Below are 20,269 nucleotides of genomic sequence, written 5' to 3'. Positions count from 1 at the left end.
CGTCCGCCACGACTAGGCCTGTGTCGCCTGAACATCAGGTGGGAGTTTGTCGAGCGTGCCCTACCCCCCGCCCCCATCTTGAGAAGGGCAACAATCGCTGTGGAAGACCAACAAAAACCCACAAAGCGCACGTCGCGCCGCGGGCGCATCGCGCTGCTCGCGTCGTCGGGCGTCGCCATGCTCGCCGGCGCCACGTTCCTCGCGGTGCAGCCGAACGCGTCCGCCTCGCTGCCGCCCACCCCGGCCGGCTGGACCCAGGTCTTCGCCGACGACTTCAACGGCGCCGCCGGCACCGGCGTCAACACCGGCAACTGGATGTACGACCTCGGCCACGGCTACCCCGGCGGCGCCGGCAACTGGGGCACCGGCGAGATCGAGAACATGACCAACAGCACGGCCAACGTCTACCACGACGGCTCCGGCAACCTGGCCATCAAGCCGATCCGCGACGGGGCCGGCAACTGGACCAGCGGCCGCATCGAGACGCAGCGCACCGACCTGGCCGCACCGGCCGGCGGGAAGCTGCGCATGGAGGCCCGCATCCAGCAGCCGAACGTCAACACCTCCAACGGCGCCGGCTACTGGCCCGCGTTCTGGGCGCTGGGCGCGGCGGCGCGCGGCACCGGGGCGAGCGGCTGGCCCGGCATCGGCGAGATCGACATCCTCGAGGACATCAACGGCCGCAGCTCCGAGTTCGCGACGCTGCACTGCGGCACCAACCCCGGCGGCCCGTGCAACGAGACGACCGGCATCGGCAGCGGTGAGCGGGCCTGTGGCGGCTGCCAGACCGGGTTCCACACCTACGCGATGGAGCAGGACCGCAGCACCTCGCCCGAGCAGATCCGCTTCTACCTGGACGGCAACAACTTCTTCACCGTCAACGCCAACCAGGTCGACGCCAACACCTGGAACAACGCCACGCACCACGGGTTCTTCATGATCCTCAACGTGGCCATCGGCGGCGGCTTCCCCGACGCGTTCGGCGGCGGCCCCAACGGCAACACCGTGTCCGGCGTGCCGATGCTGATCGACTACGTCGCGGCCTACACCGCCGGTGGTGGCGGTGGCGGTGGTACCACGCCGCCTCCGACCAGCGGCAAGGCGGTCAAGGGCCCGGGCGGGCTGTGCCTGGACGTCCGCTCGTCGAACTCGGCGAACGGCACCCCGGTGCAGATCTACACCTGCAACGGCACCGGCGCCCAGCAGTGGACCTACGTCGAGGCCGGCAGCACGCTGCGGGCGTTCGGCAAGTGCCTCGACGCGGCCGGTGGCGGCACCGCGAACGGGACGAAGATCCAGCTGTGGGACTGCAACAGCACGGGCGCGCAGGTGTTCATCCACCGCACCGACAACACCTACTACAACCCGGCGTCCAACCGGTGCCTCGACGACCCGAACGGCAGCACCGCGGCGGGCACGCAGCTCCAGCTCTGGGACTGCAACGGCTCCGGCGCGCAGAAGTTCACCCTGCCGCAGTAAGGACTACTTCCTGAGGTAGGCGACCAGACCGTTCTGTTCGATGGCGACCAGGTGCCAGCCGCGCGTTTCGAGCAACTCGACCGCGCTGAGCACCTGGTCGCGCATCATGTCGCCGGGGCCGGTGCCGAAGCTGAACGCGGCCCCGGCCAGAGCCGTGGAGCCGGGCACGAGGTAGCAGTATCGGAACGGGTAGCCGTCCATCGTGTAGCGCCCGTTGAGCACGTCCTCGGCGCTGATCCGCCGCGAGGGCCTGGGGACGTTGACCGGCATCTGCGGCATGACCATCCCACCATTATGGAACTTTCGTGTCCCGCCGCAGGTCGGGCCCGCGGCCGGGGCGCCGCGATTGACGCCCCGGGCGAACAGCGCGGACGTTGCTCACCATGCAGCGTGGAATCTGGTGGACCCGGCTGGCCATCCCGGCCATCGCCGCGGTCGGCGCCGCCCTGATCGTGCTGGCCCTGCAGCCCTCGGCGCGGGCCACGGTGCCGGAGCCCACGGCGCCGGTCACGGGCAATGCGACCTACTTCGACGGCCTCGGCTCCCCCTACGGCGGCTGCGGCCTGCCGCAGGCCGAGCTGGAGACGCAGAACTTCGTCGCCCTCAACGTCTTCGACACCCCGGGCAGCGGCACCTTCTATCCGCGGCCGCTGTCCTCGGCCGACGCCGACAAGATGGGCATCTGGAACAACGGCCACAACTGCGGCCGCTGGGTCCGGGTCAGCATCGGCGACTACTGCACCGGGGTCAACGACGGCGCGCTCGGCCAGGCGTTCTGCCGCAACGGGGCGTTCACCGCGGACGCGTACAACGGCGGCACCCTCGACATGATCGTCGCCGACAGCTGCGGGGACTCCAACGCCTGGTGCCGCGACGACAAGTACCACCTGGACCTGTCGAAGGACTCGCTGAACAAGTTCGTCAAAAACGGCGCGCCGATGACCGACCTGTACCCGAACCACTGGAACAACCGCCACGTGTCCTGGCAGTTCATCCCGGCCCCGACCTACTCCGGCGACATCAAGATCGGCTTCCTGAGCGGGGCACAGCGCTACTGGCCGGCGGTCGCGGTGTCGAAGCTGCCCAACGGTGTCCACGGCATCGAGTACTTCGCCAACGGCGCCTGGACCCAGGCCGTCATGAACGGCGACATGGGCCAGTCGTACATCCTGGCCGGCACCACGTCCGGCGGGACCGACTTCCGCATCCGCATCCGCGACGCCGCCGACCAGCTGCTGTTCGGCGGCCGCGAGTACTCGTTCTCGCTCCCGGCGGCCTGCTCGTCGCAGTGCGGCGCGGCCTACACCCAGGCCACCTACACGACGACGTCGACCTCCACGTCGCCGTCGGCCTCGACGTCGGCATCGGCCTCGGTCTCGCCGTCGGCCTCGCGGTCCGTGTCGACGTCGCCGTCGGCCTCGCGCTCCGTGTCCTCCTCCCCCGCACCGTCCGGCGGCTGCACGGCCGCGGCGACGACGACGGGCTCCTGGAGCGGCGGCGGGCAGGCGGACGTCAAGGTGACGAACACGGGCACCGCGCCGACGACCGGCTGGACCGTGAAGTTCACGCTGCCGTCGGGCGTGACGATCGCCAGCTCGTGGAACGCGACCGTGACGGTGTCGGGTTCGAGCGTCACCGCCACGAACGCGTCCTACAACGGCACCATCGCGGCGAATGGCAGTACCAACTGGGGATTGGTCTTCAATGGACCGAACTTCGCGGTCACCTCGGTGAGCTGTTCCGCTCGATAATGCATGGTTAGTGCACAATCTTTGGCCAGCGTGAGGCCCGGCTTAAGATTGTCCTTGATCGTTGTCGGACCGCTCCCGGCCGCGTGAGGCTGGGGCGCATGACCAAGCAGCAGCGAAGGAGGATCGCGGCCGTCGTCGTGACAACGGCCGCGATCCTCACCGCAGGAGCACTCAGCGCACCGTTCGCATCGGCGTCGACCTTCTTCCCGTGGCACCGCTCCAGCTCCGGCTCGGCGGCGGCCGGCTGCGCCGACGTGGAGGTCGTCTTCGCCCGCGGCACCGGCGAGCGGCCCGGCCTCGGCATCGTCGGCAGCCCCCTGGTCCGGGCGATCGGCGCCGGCCTGTCCGGCCGGACCGTCGTCTCGCACGCCGTCGATTACGCGGCCGACGCGTCCCAGGCCAGTGCCGGCCCCGGCGCGACCGAGATGAGCAGCCACGTCGCCGCGACCGCGGCCGCCTGCCCCGGGACCCGGTTCGTCCTCGGCGGCTACTCGCAGGGCGCGACCGTCACCGACATCGCCATCGGCATCCCGGTCGGGCGCACCCGCGGCACCCCGATCCCGGCCGCCCTCAACGACCGGGTCGCGGCCGTCGTCGTCTTCGGCAACCCGCTCGGCATCGGCCGCCAGACGATCGCCGGGCGCAGCGCGGTCTTCGGCCCGAAGGCCAAGGAGTTCTGCAACACCGGCGACCCGGTGTGCGGCAACGGCAACGACTTCGGCGCGCACCTACGGTATGTCACCAACGGCTCCGTCCAGCAGGCCGCCGACTTCGCGATCGGGCGCCTGAACGGCTGACGGAAAGTTATCGTTGCACATCGACGGACGTAATAGTTAACTTTGTTTCATGAAGCGATTCGTCACCAGCACGGTATTGATCGCGAGCATGGCTGTGGCCGCCGTCGGCATGGGCTCGACGGCGGCCTCAGCGGGTGCGCCGGGCTACACCCGGCAGGGGCTGTACGGCTGGCCCGACCAGTGCCTCGGCATCGGATACACCGGCGCACAGAACCACCAATGGTCGTCCTACTACTGCGAGACGATCACGCCGACCAACTGGCAGGCGCCGGGTCTCTACGCCCTCTGGGTCGCCTGAGCGCCCAGGACAGACCTACGGCAGCGGGGCCTTCGGCAGCGACGGCACCGAGTTGAACGCCTGGATGCCGGCCTCGTTGTCACCGTCGAACGGGGTCACCGGGCCCTTGCCCTTGCCGAGGCAGAAGTCGTCACCGGCGGGGTCGGCGAACCACATGCCGACGTGGTTGAGCTCCTTGCGGACGCGGTCCTGGCCGACGATCGTCGAGGAGAACGCCTCCTCCACGATGAGCTTGAGCTCGACGGCCCCGTTGCCCTTCTTGTCGGTGTTCACGTCGCCGATGTACTCCGCGGCCCCGAACGGGCTCGCCGGCACCTCGAGCAGGAAGATCGTGAACGAGGTGCTCGGCGCCGCGTTGTACACCTTGACGTCCATGACGTCGAAGCCCTTGGCGTCGGTCTCCAGGGCCACGGCCACGTCGACCTTGACCTTCGGCATGCACTTGGCGAGCTGGTCGTTGCTCGGCGCCAGCTTGAACTTGACCACGTTCTTGGCCGTCGAGGTGTAGTCGCCGACCTTGTCGAAGTCGGGCGTACCCGCCCCGCCGTTGAAGGTCTGCACGCCCGCGTAGATGCCCGCGCCCGCGACCGCGCCGGCGGCCAGGACCGCGAGGCCCTTGATGATGCTCATGATGTGTCTCCCCTCCCCTTGATCGGGGCTCCCCCGCGGCTCCTACCGCCGCCGGACAATGAGGGACACGCGACGTGCGATCAGCTCGTTCACCAGCGGCGATGTCGCCTGATTGACACCGGGCCGGTGAACCTCGCCGGATGTGAAGCCGGCGTGAACCCGGGGCCCGGTCCGGGGCCGCGCGGCCCGAGCTTGACCGGTAAGGTCGGGTGGGTGGAAATGGACACCATCGCCGCCGCGCTCGGGGTGCCCGCCGAGGACGTCGCCCGCGTGCACGAGCTCGCCGGCGACCGGCCATCGGCTCCGCTGCCCCCCATCACCGCCGCGCCCGAGCTGCTCGACCACCTCGGCGTGCACCCCGATGACGCCGCCGAGATCCTGGCCGGCTGGCCCCACGCCGGCTCTCCACTGTGGACACCGGAGCTGCGCTGGCTGCTGGACCGCACCATCGCCCTGGTCCGCGCCGACCTCGGCGGCAACGAATGGCTGCTCCCGGGCCCGGAGCTCGACCGCGACCGCGGCCTCGCGTGGCGCCACCTGTACGTCTACGCCTACCTGGCCGAGGTCGGCGTGGTCCGGCAGTACCACCGCGAGCACGGCATCAGCGACGAGGTCTCCTGGACGACCCTGGCCGACCTGGGCCGCAACCTGGCCGTCGACCGCCGCATGCGCGGCGAGGGCTGGCCGGTCATGCAGGCCTGGCTGACCCTGCACGCCCGCGGCGGCATCTACGAACTCGGCCGCCTGCAACACCAGCGCGGCGGTACCGCCATCAGCCTGCACATCGCCGACGCCGGCCCGCTGTCCCCGGCTCTGGTGGACGCGTCACTGGACGAGGCCCGCGCGTTCTTCCCGGCCCACTTCCCGGACGAGCCCTACACGGCGTTCTCGTGCGGCTCGTGGCTGCTCGACCCGCAGTTGATGGAGTACCTCCCGGAAGCTTCGAACATCATTCGCTTCCAGCGCCGTTTCACGCTGGAAGAGCCGTATGAGCAGCCGGAGGGCCTGGACCCGGACGTGGAGGTCCGCCGCTTCGTCTTCCGCGACCTGACCACCCCCCTCGAAGCCCTCCCCCGCCGCACCGCCCTGCAACGCGCCGCCCTGGACCACTGGAACGCCGGCCGCCACTGGCACTGGCGAACCGGCCGCTTCCCGCTCGCCTGACCCGCTCCGCGGCTTTACTTCGAAGCCGGGCGATGAACGCGCTCGGCTTGCGGTAGCCGACCGCACGGGCGGTGGCGTTGACCGAGGTGCCGGCGGCCAGCAGCGGGACGGCGGCGCGGATCCGGACCTGGGCGCGCCAGGCGGCGAAGGATAGCCCGGCCTCGGCGCGGAACAGCCGGGACAGGGTGCGCACGCCGGCGTGGACGTGGTCGGCCCAGGCGGTGAGCTCGCGCTGGTCGGCCGGGTGGGCGAGGAGCAGTTCGGCGATCGCGCGGACCCGCGGGTCGGCGGGCATCACGACGTGGATGTGCTGCGCGGGCAGCGGCGTGAGCAGCTCGAACATGAGCGCCTCGGCGGCCGGGCGGCTGTGGTCGTCGGCGCCAGGGCTGCACCCGCTGACGGCGGGACCGGCCGATGGAGTTGTGGCAGACGGACATCGTCGGCGGGATCATGCTCGCCGCCGGCACCGAAGCGAAGGGGAGCACCGGCGTGGACCACCATTCCCCCGCTGCCCAACCGGCCGGTCGAGGTTGCTCGCGCCATCACCGAAACGCTTGCTCGGTTCAAGGTCCGAAGGCCCGAGCCGCCGCGGACACGCTAGGGTGCAGTCCCAGCTGACGCCGGAGGACAACGATGGACAACCGAACCGACCCGATCGAGATCATCGCTCGGGTGGCCGAGCGGGACGGCAAGCAGCGCGCCTTCGATGTATGGCTGCACAAAGCCGGCAAGGAGGGCTGGTCGGTCATCGTGGAGTCGTCATCGGCAGGCGAGCCTGGCGACGAGTGCGGAGTCGTGAGCATCGAAGGTCTGCGATACCGAATCCACCATGGGAAGCGAGTGCGACGGCCGGTCGCCGTCGTGGCCGATGGACAGCACCTCGTCGCCGCAGCGGCCAACCTCTTGGCGGGCGAATCCGACGGCGCCTCCTGGACGGCGGAGTTCGCACACGCCGCCTGGGCTGAGCCGATCATCGATGCTCATGAGCTGAACCACGTCCCGGCCCAGGACGCGTGACCACAGGACCGACGGCCAAAGGGCGGCGGGGAATGGACACATTCCCCCGGACCCGGCACCCTCCCGCCGATCACCCCAACGACGCCATCACCCGACCGCAGCGACGATCCCCGCCGCCGTCGCGTGCACAGCGCCCAACCGCCCGGCCTCCTCCAGATGCCGGCCGTCGACCCCCGAGATCGCGTCCGACGCCACCACGACCCGGAAGTCGCGCTCGCTCGCGCCGAGGACCGCCGCCCGTGGACAGTTGGGGAAGTTGCAGCCCGCCACCACGACCGTCGACACGTCCAGCCCGCGCAGGAACCCGTCCAGCTCGGTGCGGTGGAACGCACCCCAGCGTGGCTTCCACATCGCCCACTCGCCGGGGCCGAGGGCCTGGAACTCGCCGGCCAGCAGTTTGTCGGCGTCGAGCGGCGGCGCGCCCGGCGGCTGGAGCGGCGGTGCGAGTTGGGAACCGGGGCTGCCGGGCCGGACCACGGGGGCGCCGGCGGCGAGCAGGGTGCGTCGCGGGAGGTCGACGTCGTCGCCGCGGTACAACCGGATCACGTGCACGATGGGGCGCCGGGCGGCGCGGAAGGCCTCGAGGAGCGCGGCGACCGCGGGCAGGACGGCGGCCGTCCCGGGGATCGGGCTCGCGCCGCCCTCGACGAAGTCCACTTGGGTGTCGATGGTGAGCAGCGCGGCCCGGTCCCACTCCGGGCGGGTCCACGGGTCGGCGGCGAGGGCGGCTGGTTCGGCGGTCATGCCGACGATTGTGCCCGAACCCCGGTGTCAACCAGGTGTCAGCGATTGATCAGCCGCTGCATCGCCTCCGGGTAGCGTTCGCCCTGGATCGTGATCTTCTGGGCGGCGTTGTCGAGCTCGGTCAGGTCGTCCGGGGTCAGCGCCAGGGCGGCGGCGCCGACGTTCTCGGTGAGCCGGGACACGTTGCGGGTGCCGGGGATGGGGACGATCCACGGGTGCTGGGCGAGCAGCCAGGCCAGCGCGACCTGCCCGGCGGTGGCGCCGTGCCGGGCCGCGACGGTGCCGATCAGGTCGACGAGGGCCTGGTTGGCCCGGCGGGCCTCGGCGCTGAACCGCGGCAGCGTGGCCCGGATGTCGTTGTCGCCGAACGACACGCTCGAGTCGATCTTCCCGGTGAGGAAGCCGCGGCCGAGCGGGCTGAACGGTACGAAGCCGATGCCGAGCTCCCGCAGCGTGGGCAGGATTCGCGCCTCGGGCTCGCGCCACCACAGGGAGTACTCACTCTGCAGGGCGGTCACCGGCTGCACCGCATGCGCCCGCCGGATCATCTCCACGCCGGCCTCGGACATGCCGAAATGGCGCACCTTGCCGGCCGCGATGAGCTCCTTGACTGTGCCGGCGACGTCCTCGATCGGCACGTCGGGGTCGACCCGGTGCTGGTACAGCAGGTCGATCGTCTCCACCCCGAGCCGCCGCAGCTGCGCGTCGGCGACCTCGCGGATGTGCTCGGGGCGGCTGTCGACGCCGCTCGACCGGCTCTCGTCGAACGAGAACCCGAACTTGGTCGCGATGACGACCTGATCGCGGAACGGCGCCAGCGCCTCGCCGACGACCTCCTCGTTGAGGTAGGGGCCGTAGGCCTCGGCGGTGTCGAAGAACGTGACCCCGGCCTCGACCGCGGCCCGGATGACCGCGATCCCGTCGGCCCGGTCCGCGGCCGGCCCGAGCCCGTGGCTGATGCCCATGCACCCGAGCCCGAGCGCCGAAACCTCCAGGCCGTTGCCGAGCGTGCGCTTGTCCATGCTTCGGTCCTCCTCATCCCACCGGTACCACCTCGACCGTAGTCCCGCACCGGACTCCGCGATGGGCAAGTTGCCGCTTGCCTATCATGGACGGGTGACCGATGTGTTCGCGGCGATCGGGGACCCGACGCGGCGGGCGATCCTGGACGAGCTGGCCGAGCGGGACGGGCAGACGTTGTTCGAGATCTGTGCGCGGCTGGCCAACCGGCACGGGATCGCCTCGTCGCGGCAGGCCATCTCGCAGCACCTCGACCTGCTCGCCGACGCCGGGTTCGTGCGGGCCGAGCGCAGCGGGCGATACAAGTTTCACCACGTCGACTTCGGGCCGCTGCGGGCGATCGTCGAGCGGTGGCCGGTGCCCAAGATCACAGCCGAAAACCGCGCGGAAGCAGCGGAAAAGGCCCAGGAACCGGCCGAAAGCGACGACTGACGCGCGGTTTACCAGATCGTTTCACAGCGGGTCTTCAGCGGTGGTGATCGAGATGGGAGTATCCCCGTCAAACATCGGTCTACCTGGAGGTTTCATGGCCGGCGATACCGTCGCCACCCAGAGCCGCTTCGATCGGTTCTTCGCTATCACCGCGCGCGGGTCGACGGTGAGCCGGGAGGTCCGGGGCGGGCTCGCGACGTTCTTCACGATGGCCTACATCGTGGTGCTCAACCCGCTCATCCTGTCCAGCGGCGTCGACAAGGACGGGGCGAAGCTCGCGATCACCGCGCTCGCCTCCGGCACGGCCCTCGTCGCGGGTGTCATGACGATCCTCATGGGTGTCGTCGCCCGGTTCCCGCTCGCCCTCGCGGCCGGGCTCGGGGTCAACGCGCTCGTCGCGTTCGAGATCGCGCCCCAGATGACCTGGGCCGACGCCATGGGCCTGGTCGTCATCGAGGGCGTGCTCATCACGATCCTCGTGCTGACGGGGCTGCGGACGGCGGTCTTCAGGGCTGTACCCACCCAATTGAAAACGGCCATCGGCGTCGGCATCGGGCTGTTCCTGGCCCTGATCGGGTTCGTCGACTCCGGGTTCGTGCGGCGGGTGCCGGACGCCGCCGGAACCACCGTGCCGGTCGGGCTGGGGATCGGCGGGAAGCTGGTCAGCTGGCCCGCGCTCGCGTTCGGGGTCGGGCTGCTGCTCACGGTCGTGCTGGTCGTGCGGAAGGTGCGCGGGGCGATCCTCATCGGCATCCTCGCCTCGACCGTCCTCGCGATCGTCATCGAGGCCGTCGCCAAGGTGGGGCCCTCGTTCGTCGACGGCAAGCCGAACCCGAAGGGGTGGAGCCTCAACGTGCCGACCCTGCCGGACAAGGTCGTCGACAAGCCGGACTTCTCGCTGCTCGGGCACTTCAACGTTTTGCACTCGTGGCAGGCGGCCGGAGTACTGGTGCCGCTGATGTTCGTCTTCACACTGCTCATCACCGACTTCTTCGACACCATGGGCACGATGGTGGCGGTGGCGCAGGAAGGCGACATGCTCGACGAGAACAACATGCCGCCCAAGACCCGGGAGATCCTGCTCGTCGACTCGCTCGCGGCCGCGGCCGGTGGTGCGGCCAGCACGTCGAGCAACACCAGCTACATCGAAAGTGCGTCCGGTGTGGCCGAAGGAGCCCGGACGGGCGTGGCCTCTTTGGTGACGGGGGTACTGTTCCTGCTGGCGATGTTCTTCGCGCCGCTGGTGACGGTGGTGCCGTTCGAGGCCGCGTCCGTGGCGCTGGTGGTCGTCGGGTTCCTCATGATGACGGCCGTGCGGACCATCGACTGGTCCGACTACGACATCGCGCTCCCGGCGTTCCTCACCATCGTGATCATGCCCTTCACGTATTCGATCTCCAACGGCATCGGCGCCGGGATCATCTCCTATGTGGTGGTCAAGCTCGTGGGCGGGAAGGCACGGGAGGTACACCCGCTGCTTTATGGGGTGGCCGTGCTGTTCCTCATCTACTTCCTGCGTGGTCCGATCGAGTCGGTGCTCTGAGCCGGTCGTGCTGCAGGCCGAGGACGGCGTCGTAACCGTCCTGGCGGGGCAGCGAGTCGAACGTCTCCGCGATCGTCCGGCCGCGTTCCCACGCCGCCTCGGCCGCCTCGGCCTCGCCCGCCGCCCGGTGGGCGTCGCCGAGGCGGGCCAGCATCCCCGCCGCGAGGTGCCGGCTGCCGGCCCGCAGTGCCAGTTCGATGCCGAGCCGGAGATACTCCTGGGCCACATTCCAATCACCGAGCTCCAGGTGTACGTGGGCCAGGTTGTTCAGCAGCGCCGGTTCCCGCTGCCAGACCCCGGTCCGGCGCTGCAGCTCCAGGGCCTGCCGGCCGCACTCGAGGGCCTGCCGGCGGTCGCCGGCCACGTTGAGGTTGAACGTGAGGCTGGACAGGGCCAGGACCTGGCCGCGGACCTGCCCGAGCGCCCGGAACAGTGTCAGCGCCAGCCGCGCGTGCTCGATCGCCTCCCGTGTGCGGCCGGTCTTGGCGTAGATGACGGTGATGTTGTTGTAGGTCTGCGCCTCCTGGACCCGGTCGCCGATGCGGTGGTACAGGTGCCGGGCCCGCAGGAGGTGGTCCTCGGCCCCTTCGTGGTCGTCGAGGAGCAGGCGGGCGTAGGCGATCGCCCGGTGCGCGGCGGCCCGGGCCGCCTGGTGCCGCTCCCGGTTGGCCGCTTCGAGGGCGACCTGCTGGGTTCGCAGCTGGTCGTGCCAGTGCCCCTGCGAGACGAGGTACCCCTGCAGCGTCCGCGCGATCTGCCAGGCGTGCGCGGGAAATCCGCCCGGGCCGGCCTGCCCGATGGCGGCGATGAGGGCGGCCCGCTCCGCGGTGAGCCATTCGAGGGCCGCGTCGCAGTCGGCGAACGTGATCGGTGACGGCCCCGGCCGGGTCGTCGGCGTGGTGGCGAGGTCGGTCAGCGGATACCCGAGGACGACCGCGGCCGCGTTGGCGACGCTCAGATAGTGGTCGAACAGCCGGCGCAGCGCCGCATCCCGCTCCTGCACGGTGTCGGTGACCGTCGCCAGCTCCGCCGCGTAGGCCCGCAGCAGGTCGTGGAACGCGTAGCGGCCCGGGGCCGGCTCGCCCAGCAGGTGCCCCTGCACGAGCTGGGCCAGCAGCGGCCGGACCGCGGCCGGGGCCAGGCCGGCCAGGGCGGCGACGGCGGCCCGGCCGATGTCGGGGCCGGCGTCGAGCAGGCCGAGGAGGCGGAACACGCGGGCCGCGGCCGGGTCGAGAATGCGGTACGACCACGAGAACACGGCCCGCACGTCGGTGCTGGCGTCGTCGCCGGTGAACGGGTCCAGGCGCTGGTCGGTGCGCTGCAGCTCGGCGGCGACGGCGGCCGGGGACAGCCGCGGGTTGGCGGCCAGCCGGGCCGCCACTATCGACAGGGCCAGGGGCAGCCCGGCGCAGTGCTCGAGGATTCGGGCGACGGCGTCCGGCTCGCCGTCGATCCGGTCCCCGCCGACCCGCTGGACCAGCAGGTCCCGGGCCTCGGCCGGCGAGAACAGGTCGAGCGGCATCGGCCGGGCGCCCGCGGTCGCGACCAGGCCGAGCAGCTGGTTGCGGCTGGTGACGACGACGCAGCAGCGGCCCGGGCCGGGCAGCAGCGGGCGGACCTGCTCGGCGTCGCGGGCGTTGTCCAGGACGATGAGGACGCGCCGGTCGGCCAGGAGGGTCCGGTAGACGCTGACCCGGGCCTCGGCCCCGGCCGGCACCCGCTCCGGCGGCAGGCCGAGCCCGTCGAGGAACTCGCGGAGCACGTCGAACGGGCTCGCGGGCGGCGCGACCGGGTCGAACCCCCGCAGGTCGGCGTAGAGCTGCCCGCCGGGGAACCGGTCGCGGACCCGATGCGCCCAGTGCAGCGCCAGCATGGTCTTGCCGATGCCGCCGCCACCGCTGACGGCCGCGATCGGCACCGCCCCGCCGGCGTCGGCCGGGACGAGCGGGTCGAGCCGGGCCAGCCAGGCGGTCCGGCCCGTGAAACCGGCGGCGGAGCTGGGCAGCTGGCGCGGTACCGCCGCCGCTGTCCGCACCGCCGGAACCGCCGGCGGCCGCGGGACGGGCTCGTCGCGCAACACGGACAGGTGCAGGTCACGCAGCGGCGGGCTCGGGTCGAGGCCCAGCTCGTCGGCGAGGACCCGGCGGGTCTCCTCGAACACGGCCAGGGCCTCGGCGCCGCGCCCGGTGCCGATCAGGGCCCGCATCAGCTGCCCCCGGAACGTCTCCCGCAGCGGGTGCCGCCCGGTCAGCGCCCGCAGCTCGGCCACGACGCCGCCGGCCCGGCCCAGCGCCAGTTCGGCGTCGAAGCGCCGCTCCAGGGCCTGCAGCCGCAGCTCCTCGAGGCGGGCCACCTCGGCCGCGAGCACGGGCACGCCGTCGAGCCCGGCCAGCGCCGGCCCCCGCCACAGGGCCAGGGCGTCGCCGAGGAGCCGCCCGGCCCGCGCCGGGTCGTCGGCCAGGGCGGCCCGGTCCCCGTCGGCGAGCAGCGCCCGGAACCGTTCGGAGTCGAGCTCGCCCGGCCGCAGGGCCAGCACGTAGCCCTCGGGCCGCCGGTCGATCCGCTCCCCGCCCAGGGCCCGGCGCAGGTGGTGGACGTGGACCCGCAGGCTGGCCTCGGCCTGCCGGGTCGCCGCCGCCCCCCACAGCGCCTCGGCCAGCACGTCGACGGAGACGGGCCGGTTGGCCTGGGCGGCGAGGACGGCGGCGAGGACCCGGCGCTTGCGGCCCGGCAGGTCGGCCACCGTGCCGTCATCGGTGACGATCTCCAGGGGCCCCAGCAGACCGAACTTCATGGACGAGTGTCTACCGCAACGCAGCGTCACTTTCCAGGCCGATTGTTGTCGTCGCAGCTCACCGTCCGTGACCCCGGCGCGCCCTGCTCACGCCTTGAAGTAGTCCCGGAGCTGCCGGATCTGCCCGTCGCGAACCCGGAAAATCTGCACGAGCGACACGGTGTGCGAAGTCTCGTCGGCCCGGTCGAACACGGCGTCGAGCTCGACGATGAACACGTCCGGATCGTCGGTGGCGTGAACCACCTGCCGCGACGCGCCCGGGTTCAACGCCCCGTCAGGCGCCGGGGTGCGGGCGTGCAGCTCGGCGAACCCGGCTTTGAGCGCAGCCCGCCCCTCGAGGCGAAGGTTGTCAAGGGGCGCCTCATACACGCCGTCCTCGGTGAACAGCTGCGCCTGCCCGTCGGCGTCGCGCGAAACCGCGCCGGTGAACATGTACCGCTGAAAGATCTCCAGATGCGAAAGCGTCACTTTTTCCAGTCTATCCACAGCGGTGCCACGTCCCCGCCCGCCCGCCCGCTGGCTAGGACGGGTACCAGCGCGACCGGCCCGACGGGGTTGGCTCCCCGGCCGTGTTGAGCGTCTCGCAGATGGCGCGATACGACCAACCGGCCGCGACGAGCTGGACGACGAGCAGCAGCGTGTCGTCGGGGCAGAGCCGAGGCCGCCCCGCCGTCATCGCGGGCCGCCCGGGCGCCGGAAACACTCGATCAACGCGTGGAACAGGCCGAAGAGGCGGTCGAGCTGCCGGTTGGCATTGCGGACCACACGACCCCGGCCGAATACGGCGCAGAAGAGCAACGGCACGACGCACAGCGCGAGCGGGGCGACCAGGCCCGCGACGGCCCACACCAGCGGCGCCGGGATCGGGCAGGTCAGTTGGCGACAGATTTGACACTCGACACTCCCAGACAGCGCGGGAGCCCAGCCGCGTTGATCGCTAGGAGGGCTGTTCCCGCAGGCGGACGACGAGACGGAGTCGACCTGTGGGATTGGGGCCACGAAGCTTGCGGGGCGACGACGAGACATTGACGATCGGCGGCTCCGCGTCGAAGAGGTCACCGCTCAACTGCCGGCGGGCCAGACCCCGGCGGCGGATGCTGTCGGCGAGCATGCGGGGCGGGCCGTCAGCGCCCCCGTCAGCTGGCCACGCGCCTCCCGGGCGGCCCGCGCGCCCGCCGCCGCGGCGTCGACGACTCGGCGAAGTGCCGCCCGGCTCCGGGCGCGAACGTCACGCCGGAGCTTCCGCCACTCGCCAGTGGTTCTCCGGGGCCGCCGGAGAACCATAATCGAGCGATAGGCGTCGTCCAGGAAGGCATAGTCGGCGCCGGGCGTGTTCCGTAAATTTGTCGTGCGCCGGGGCGGCGGCGCCGGGCGAGCTTAGAGCTGGTTGATGCGGACCAGGTTGCCGGCCGGGTCGCGGAAGGCGCAGTCGCGGACGCCGTAGTCCTGGTCGGCCGGCTCCTGGACCACGTCGGCGCCCGTTGCCTGGACCCGTTCGAAGGTGGCGGCCAGATCCTCGGTGCTCAGGATGATGGTGGCGTAGCTGCCCTTGGCCATGAGCTCGAAGATGGTGCGGCGCTCCTCGTCGGTGAGGCCCGGTTCGATCGCCGGCGGGTACAGCACGATCGAGGTCTGCGGCTGGTCCTTCGGGCCCAGCGTGATCCAGCGCATCGTGCCCCGGCCGACGTCCAGGCGGACCTCGAAGCCCAGGGCGTCGCGGTAGAAGGCCAGGGACGCCTCGGGGTCGTCGGCCGGCAGCAGCGTGCTCTGAATGAATACACCCATGCCACCAAACTAGACGGGCCCGGCGGGTGTCACTTCTCGATTCCTGATCGGTCGCATGATCTGCTTGGCGACGCAGTGGGGGATGCCGCGGGCGTCCTCGGCGGCGCGGCGGCGGTAGGTGCTCGGGGACATGCCGACGAGTTCGGAGAAGCGGGTGCTGAACGTGCCGAGTGACGAGCAGCCCACGGCGAAGCAGACGTCGGTGACGGACAGGTCGCCGCGGCGCAGGAGGGTCATCGCGCGCTCGATGCGGCGGGTCATGAGGTAGCTGTACGGTGACTCGCCGTAGGCGGCCTTGAACGCGCGGCTCAGGTGGCCGGCCGACAGGTGGACCCCGTTGGCCAGGGCCGGGACGTCGAGCGGCTGCGCGTAGTCACGGTCGATGCGGTCGCGGACGCGGCGCAGCAGCTGGAGTTCGCGCAGCCGGGGGTCGGTCGAGGCGTTCACCCCTCCACAATGCCAGGTCAGTAGTGGCGGTAGTGGCACCAGCCGCGAGCCGCCCGGGTGTTGAGCAGGATCACGAACAGCAGCGGGAACGCGACCGAGACCAGCGTCGCGGCGTAGGGGGCGCCGGTGATGTACCCCTGGTAGACGCCGCCGGCCACGCTCAGGCCGTTGAGCAGCGTCAGCAGGACCCGGACCCAGTTGCGGCCGTTCTGCAGCTTGCGCCCGAGGACCAGCGCGATCAGGCCGAACAGGGCCACGGTGCCGGCGACGACGTAGCCCGCCGTGGTGAAGGTCCGGGCGGTGAACATCCCGTTGCCGGTGGGCAGTTCCACGGCCGGGCCGACCCGGGCGGCCGCGAGGGCCATGAGGGCGGCCGCGCCGAGCAGCAGCACCCCACCCAGGTACTGGAAGATCGCCACGACGTGCAGCGAGATCGGAGCCGTCGAGCGGTACGGGTGGTATGCCTGCTGGGGCTGGTATGCGTACGCCATGCGACAAGCCTGGCCTTTGCCTCGGCACCGGAAATCCCCGATTCATGCCACGACGGGCCCCGCGTGCAGGGCGACGATCCGCAGCCGCACGCACGGAATCGGCGGCCACTCCTCCCGCCCGAACCGCACGGTCCGCTCCCCCACCGTCCCGGGGCCCTCGACGACGGCGATCACCGACCACGGGATGCGGTCGTTGACGTCGAGCTTGAGCTCGAACCAGGCGTGCTCCAGGGCCGCGAGCACGTGCGGTTCGTAGTCGCCGGCCAGCACCACGCCGTCGTACCGGAGCACGAATGGGTGCACGTCCCCGGCGTACTCCCAGCCGGCGCGGTTGTGGACCCGATCGAGCAGTACCACCGCGCCCGGCTCGGTCGAAAACGGGCCCGGAGCGTGCTTGTCGACGATCGAGGGCCAGGCCTCCGACGCGGCCGCCGCCAACCGGTCCCACAGCGACTGCCGCGCGGCCATGACCGCGGTGACCTCGGCCTGCCACCGCTCGTGCAGCGCCTCGCACCGGGCCACGTTGGCCGCCAGGAAGCGGGTGCCCCCGAAGGTGTACCGCGCCGCGGTGGCCAGATGCCGCGGCCGGTCCAGATCCGGCCCGCGCAACGGCACCGGGCGGGTGTCGGCGTCGTCGAGCATCGCGTTGAACGCGGCGTCGAGCTTCGCCCCGGCCCGCTCGAAGACCTCCTCCGCCTCACGATGCACAGCCCAGACGGCCGCGGCGTCCGCACCGGGATCGGCCCGCACGAAATGCCGCAGGCGCTGCACCGCCTCCCGGGTCTTGGGCAGGCGGGGCTCTTCGAGCGGGTGGTCCGCGACGCTGTCGGTCTCGTCCGCCCAGTCGGCCACACCATCCAGGAGCACAGACCATTCCAGGTGTACTGCCTGTGCCCGCGCCCGCCCCCGCCAGTCCTCGACGAGCGGGCCGATCGCCGCCTCGCCCGCGTCCACGCGGACCCGCACGGCGTCGACCTCGGCGTCGCTGTCCTCGACGGTGTCGAGGGCCTGCCGGGCCCGGGACACCAGCGACCACATCTGCGCCGTCGACCGGTCCACGGTATTGCCGTCCCACCCGGTCGGCAGCCCTTCGGCCAGGAGCACCTCGAGGCCGGCGGCGAGGGGCCGGGCCCGTTCGAGGGCCGCGGCGGTGAGCGCGGCCCGCCGCCGGGCGTCGAGCGCGTCGACCTTGGCGTGGTACTCGGCCACACCCCCGGCCCCGAGCGCCGCCACGACGTCGTCGTCGGGCAGGAGGACACCGGCCATCTCGGCGCGGATCTCGGCGATCTGCGCGATCACGGCGGGGGCCTGCGCGGCGTCCAGGGGGTCGATGGCGGCGAGGAAGGTCTCCGCGGCGGCCAGGGTCGGCTCGACGTCATCGAGGCGGCCCGTCTCGATCTGGGTGCGGGCCTGCAGGACCCGGCTCTTCGCGGCCGACAGCGACATGCGGTGCTTCCCTCCTACGCAACGTGACGCAAAGGGCGCGTTCCATCCCGTTCCCTGGGATGTCGCAAGTTTTCCTCAAAGTCCGGCACGCGTACTGGGCGCGGATGGGCGGCGGCGCTTACGGTCCTCGGGGTCGTTCACGGGGAGGCAGGGTTCGTGGGACGCAAGGCATCGATGCTCGTCGCGCTGGTGAGTGTGGTGGCCATCACGGGCGGGTGCGGCGCGACGGCGGCCGACGGGGGCGACGACGCGCAGCCGCTGGTCGTGCATCTGTACGGGTCCGACGCCAACATGTCGAACTCGCTCAAGGACAAGCTGGCCGACGCGCCCGCGATCCTGTCCGGGATGCTCGGCACCGCGCCGCTGCTGGAGCTGCCGGAGTCGTTCAAGGAGCGGCTGCGCGGGGTCGACCCGGCGCTGGCCGACTACGGGTACGCGGCCGAGGCCTACGACGCCGTCATGCTCGCGGGGCTGGCCGCCGAGTCGGCGCGCTCGACGGACGCGCCGGCGATCGCGAAGTACATGTCGGGCGTCTCCAACTCCGGCACCGCCTGCGGCAGCGCCGCCGACTGCCTGGCCCTGGCCAAGGCCGGCAAGGACTTCGCCTACCGGGGGGTGTCGATGCGCCGCAGCGGCTTCACCGAGGCCGGCGATCCCTCCTCGGCCTCCTACGGCACGCTGCACTTCGGCCGGGGCAACACCGTCAACGACAACCTGACCGAGTACGTCGGCGCGGGTGACGCCGCGGCCGCGTCACAGGTGCCGCCGCCGCCCTACACCGCGTACCCGACCGGGAACGCGAAGAAGAAGATCCTCCCGCTGAAGGTCGGCGGGCTGATGCCGCACACGGGCCGGCTGGCGTTCCGCAGCGCACCCCGCTTCGCCGGGGCCCGCCTGGCCGTGGCCGAGCTCAACGCGGCCGGCGGCGTCATCGACCAGCCCGTCGAGTGGGTCGACGGCGACGACGGCACCGACGAGAAGGTCGCCGCGGCCACCGTCGAGCGGTTCGTCGGCCTGGGCGTCCAGGTCATCATCGGCGCGTCGTCGTCGAGCGTCACCAAGGCGATGATCCCGAAGGTGGCCGCGGCCGGCCGGATCCTGATCTCGCCGTCGTCGACGTCGGACGAGCTGACGTCGGTCCCCGACAACGGCCTGTTCTTCCGCACCGCCCCGCCGGACACGCTGCAGGCCCGCGCCCTGGCCGACGTGATCATGCGCAACGGCCCGCACCGGGTGACGATCGTGGCCCGCGAGGACGCCTACGGCCTCGGCCTGCAGAAGAACGTCAAGGCCGACCTGGTCACGGCCGGGATGACGGACTCGGCGGTCGACCTGATCACCTACCCGACGGCGACCGAGGACTTCGCCGCCATCGCGGCCCGGGTCCGCCAGAGCAACCCCGACGGCGTGCTGATCCTCGGCTACGACGAGACCGCGGCAATCGTGAAGGCCCTCGCCGCCCGCAAGGTCGGCACCTCGGAGTCCCTCGCCGGTTAGCTGTTCGCTCGCCGGCTAGGTTTTGCCCAGGTGCTCGGCGAGGGCGTCGAGGCGGCCGTCCCAGTCCCGGGCGAGGGCGGCCAGGAACTGCTGGGCGACACGCATGGGGGCGGAGCTGAGCCGGTAGCGGACCCGGCGCCGCTCCCCCGGCTCGGCCGTGACCAGGCCGGCCTCGGCGAGCAGGGCGAGGTGCTTGGCGATCGCCTGCCGGGTGATGGGCAGCCGCTCGGCCAGGTCCGTCGCCGTGGCCGGCCCCCCTTGCGCGAGCGCGGCGAGAATGCCGCGCCGCGACGGGTCGGCCAGGGCGACGAAGACCTGCTCGGCGACCGCTTCCCGGTCCTCAGCGGGCATCGTCGTGCTCAGGCTGCGTCAAGGTACTCGACCAGTTCACCCAACTCGTGCTTCCAGCCACCGGTGTTGCTCTCGAAAGCCTTACGGTACGCATCCTCGGGCAGCTGCGCGAAGCCGGACTCGACCATCCGCAGCCGCGTCCCGCCCCCGGCCGGCTCGAGCGAGAACTCGACGTACGTCCGGCGCGGGTCCTCGGCCGCGAGCCCGTTGATCCCCCACGTGAACGCGAACAGCGACGGCTCGTCGACCCGCTCGATGTGCAGCGTGGCCTGGTCGCCGCTGTCCCAGGTGAGCTTGGCCGCCCCGCCTTCGCGCAGGTCGACGGTGGCCCCGTTGCCGAACCAGGTGCCGAGCCCCTCGGCGGTGGTGAGCGCCGCCCACACCTTCGCCGGCGGGTGGGCCAGCTCGACGGTCCGCTCGATGCGATCAGGAAACCCCATGACAACCTCCGGAACCAGTAGCAACCAATCAGTTGCTATGGAATCTATTGCAACCGCCGGATTGCGTCAAGGGCGGGGCGGGACGATGACCGCCGAACACGCACTCCGCCTGCCCGAGCTCGAGGTGCTGCTCGAACTCGACG

22 protein-coding genes and 1 pseudogene are annotated in these 20,269 nt (G+C 71.6%); 9 read left to right on the top strand and 14 right to left on the bottom strand.

Features of this window, described 5'->3' with window-relative positions; all coding sequences use genetic code 11:
- Positions 1-99: 99 nt before the first annotated feature.
- A complete protein-coding gene (locus ACIA8L_RS19510; protein ID WP_395906230.1) occupies positions 100-1,479 on the top strand; it encodes an RICIN domain-containing protein in 1,380 nt (459 codons plus the stop codon).
- A 3-nt stretch (positions 1,480-1,482) separates the two neighbouring features.
- Here the strand turns inward: ACIA8L_RS19510 and ACIA8L_RS19505 are convergent, their stop codons facing one another.
- On the bottom strand, positions 1,483-1,764 hold the full coding sequence (locus ACIA8L_RS19505) for a hypothetical protein (protein WP_395906228.1): 282 nt from the start codon (positions 1,762-1,764) through the stop codon (positions 1,483-1,485).
- Positions 1,765-1,862: 98 nt separating this feature from the next.
- Here ACIA8L_RS19505 and ACIA8L_RS19500 point away from each other — a divergent pair, with 98 nt between their 5' ends.
- From ACIA8L_RS19500 to ACIA8L_RS19490, 3 genes are all read left to right on the top strand, one after another.
- A complete protein-coding gene (locus ACIA8L_RS19500; protein WP_395906226.1) occupies positions 1,863-3,230 on the top strand; it encodes a cellulose binding domain-containing protein in 1,368 nt (455 codons plus the stop codon).
- A 98-nt stretch (positions 3,231-3,328) separates the two neighbouring features.
- Positions 3,329-4,027, top strand: a complete 699-nt coding sequence (locus ACIA8L_RS19495; RefSeq protein ID WP_395906224.1) for a cutinase family protein — start codon at positions 3,329-3,331, stop codon at positions 4,025-4,027.
- Between the two features lie 49 nt (positions 4,028-4,076).
- Positions 4,077-4,325, top strand: a complete 249-nt coding sequence (locus ACIA8L_RS19490) for a hypothetical protein (RefSeq protein ID WP_395906222.1) — start codon at positions 4,077-4,079, stop codon at positions 4,323-4,325.
- A 15-nt stretch (positions 4,326-4,340) separates the two neighbouring features.
- Here the strand turns inward: ACIA8L_RS19490 and ACIA8L_RS19485 are convergent, their stop codons facing one another.
- The gene (locus ACIA8L_RS19485) at positions 4,341-4,955 is read right to left on the bottom strand and encodes a hypothetical protein (RefSeq protein ID WP_395906220.1); all 615 of its coding nucleotides are present in this window, start codon (positions 4,953-4,955) and stop codon (positions 4,341-4,343) included.
- A gap of 219 nt (positions 4,956-5,174) precedes the next feature.
- Between ACIA8L_RS19485 and ACIA8L_RS19480 the strand changes: the two genes are divergently transcribed.
- Entirely contained in the window at positions 5,175-6,119 is a 945-nt protein-coding gene (locus ACIA8L_RS19480; RefSeq protein ID WP_395906341.1) for an acyltransferase domain-containing protein, read from the top strand.
- Positions 6,120-6,147: 28 nt separating this feature from the next.
- Here ACIA8L_RS19480 and ACIA8L_RS19475 read toward each other — a convergent pair.
- Positions 6,148-6,414, bottom strand: a pseudogene (locus tag ACIA8L_RS19475) (helix-turn-helix domain-containing protein); the annotation flags it as partial.
- Positions 6,415-6,791: 377 nt separating this feature from the next.
- Between ACIA8L_RS19475 and ACIA8L_RS19470 the strand changes: the two are divergent.
- Positions 6,792-7,136 carry a hypothetical protein gene (locus ACIA8L_RS19470; protein ID WP_395906218.1) on the top strand — a complete coding sequence of 115 codons (345 nt, stop codon included), beginning with the start codon at positions 6,792-6,794 and terminating at the stop codon, positions 7,134-7,136.
- A gap of 87 nt (positions 7,137-7,223) precedes the next feature.
- On the opposite strand, the gene ACIA8L_RS19465 is transcribed toward ACIA8L_RS19470, so the two are convergent.
- Positions 7,224-7,880: a cysteine hydrolase family protein gene (locus ACIA8L_RS19465; protein WP_395906216.1), complete on the bottom strand. Its 657-nt coding sequence runs from the start codon at positions 7,878-7,880 to the stop codon at positions 7,224-7,226.
- Positions 7,881-7,918: 38 nt separating this feature from the next.
- Positions 7,919-8,902 carry an aldo/keto reductase gene (locus ACIA8L_RS19460; protein WP_395906214.1) on the bottom strand — a complete coding sequence of 328 codons (984 nt, stop codon included), beginning with the start codon at positions 8,900-8,902 and terminating at the stop codon, positions 7,919-7,921.
- Between the two features lie 61 nt (positions 8,903-8,963).
- On the opposite strand from ACIA8L_RS19460, the gene ACIA8L_RS19455 reads away from it, so the two are divergent.
- Both ACIA8L_RS19455 and ACIA8L_RS19450 read left to right on the top strand, forming a co-directional pair.
- A complete protein-coding gene (locus tag ACIA8L_RS19455) occupies positions 8,964-9,332 on the top strand; it encodes an ArsR/SmtB family transcription factor (protein ID WP_395906213.1) in 369 nt (122 codons plus the stop codon).
- Between the two features lie 94 nt (positions 9,333-9,426).
- Positions 9,427-10,875, top strand: a complete 1,449-nt coding sequence (locus ACIA8L_RS19450) for an NCS2 family permease (RefSeq protein ID WP_395906211.1) — start codon at positions 9,427-9,429, stop codon at positions 10,873-10,875.
- Here the strand turns inward: ACIA8L_RS19450 and ACIA8L_RS19445 are convergent.
- The 7 genes from ACIA8L_RS19445 to ACIA8L_RS19415 all read right to left on the bottom strand — a co-directional run bounded on the left by ACIA8L_RS19445 (position 10,835) and on the right by ACIA8L_RS19415 (position 17,838).
- A complete protein-coding gene (locus ACIA8L_RS19445) occupies positions 10,835-13,669 on the bottom strand; it encodes a BTAD domain-containing putative transcriptional regulator (protein ID WP_395906209.1) in 2,835 nt (944 codons plus the stop codon). The genes ACIA8L_RS19450 and ACIA8L_RS19445 overlap by 41 nt on opposite strands.
- A gap of 87 nt (positions 13,670-13,756) precedes the next feature.
- Positions 13,757-14,137 (bottom strand): nuclear transport factor 2 family protein, encoded by a 381-nt coding sequence (locus ACIA8L_RS19440; protein ID WP_395906207.1) that lies wholly within the window; start codon positions 14,135-14,137, stop codon positions 13,757-13,759.
- Between the two features lie 52 nt (positions 14,138-14,189).
- A complete protein-coding gene (locus ACIA8L_RS19435; protein ID WP_395906205.1) occupies positions 14,190-14,345 on the bottom strand; it encodes a recombinase family protein in 156 nt (51 codons plus the stop codon).
- Positions 14,346-15,046: 701 nt separating this feature from the next.
- The gene (locus ACIA8L_RS19430; RefSeq protein ID WP_395906203.1) at positions 15,047-15,454 is read right to left on the bottom strand and encodes a VOC family protein; all 408 of its coding nucleotides are present in this window, start codon (positions 15,452-15,454) and stop codon (positions 15,047-15,049) included.
- Between the two features lie 9 nt (positions 15,455-15,463).
- On the bottom strand, positions 15,464-15,901 hold the full coding sequence (locus ACIA8L_RS19425; RefSeq protein WP_395906201.1) for a helix-turn-helix transcriptional regulator: 438 nt from the start codon (positions 15,899-15,901) through the stop codon (positions 15,464-15,466).
- A 17-nt stretch (positions 15,902-15,918) separates the two neighbouring features.
- Positions 15,919-16,392: a hypothetical protein gene (locus ACIA8L_RS19420; RefSeq protein WP_395906199.1), complete on the bottom strand. Its 474-nt coding sequence runs from the start codon at positions 16,390-16,392 to the stop codon at positions 15,919-15,921.
- Between the two features lie 42 nt (positions 16,393-16,434).
- Complete coding sequence (locus ACIA8L_RS19415; RefSeq protein ID WP_395906197.1) at positions 16,435-17,838, bottom strand: hypothetical protein; 1,404 nt, start codon at positions 17,836-17,838, stop codon at positions 16,435-16,437.
- A gap of 156 nt (positions 17,839-17,994) precedes the next feature.
- Between ACIA8L_RS19415 and ACIA8L_RS19410 the strand changes: the two genes are divergently transcribed.
- On the top strand, positions 17,995-19,335 hold the full coding sequence (locus tag ACIA8L_RS19410) for an ABC transporter substrate-binding protein (protein WP_395906195.1): 1,341 nt from the start codon (positions 17,995-17,997) through the stop codon (positions 19,333-19,335).
- A 15-nt stretch (positions 19,336-19,350) separates the two neighbouring features.
- On the opposite strand, the gene ACIA8L_RS19405 is transcribed toward ACIA8L_RS19410, so the two are convergent.
- Complete coding sequence (locus ACIA8L_RS19405) at positions 19,351-19,686, bottom strand: ArsR/SmtB family transcription factor (protein ID WP_395906193.1); 336 nt, start codon at positions 19,684-19,686, stop codon at positions 19,351-19,353.
- 8 nt (positions 19,687-19,694) lie between these two features.
- Positions 19,695-20,126: an SRPBCC domain-containing protein gene (locus ACIA8L_RS19400; protein ID WP_395906191.1), complete on the bottom strand. Its 432-nt coding sequence runs from the start codon at positions 20,124-20,126 to the stop codon at positions 19,695-19,697.
- Positions 20,127-20,269: the final 143 nt, after the last annotated feature.

It is taken from the genome of Dactylosporangium sp. NPDC051541 (assembly GCF_044454505.1).
Classification (GTDB): domain Bacteria; phylum Actinomycetota; class Actinomycetes; order Mycobacteriales; family Micromonosporaceae; genus Dactylosporangium.
Note: the sequence above shows the minus strand (reverse complement) of the source record. Positions and strands in the feature narration are given on the sequence as shown.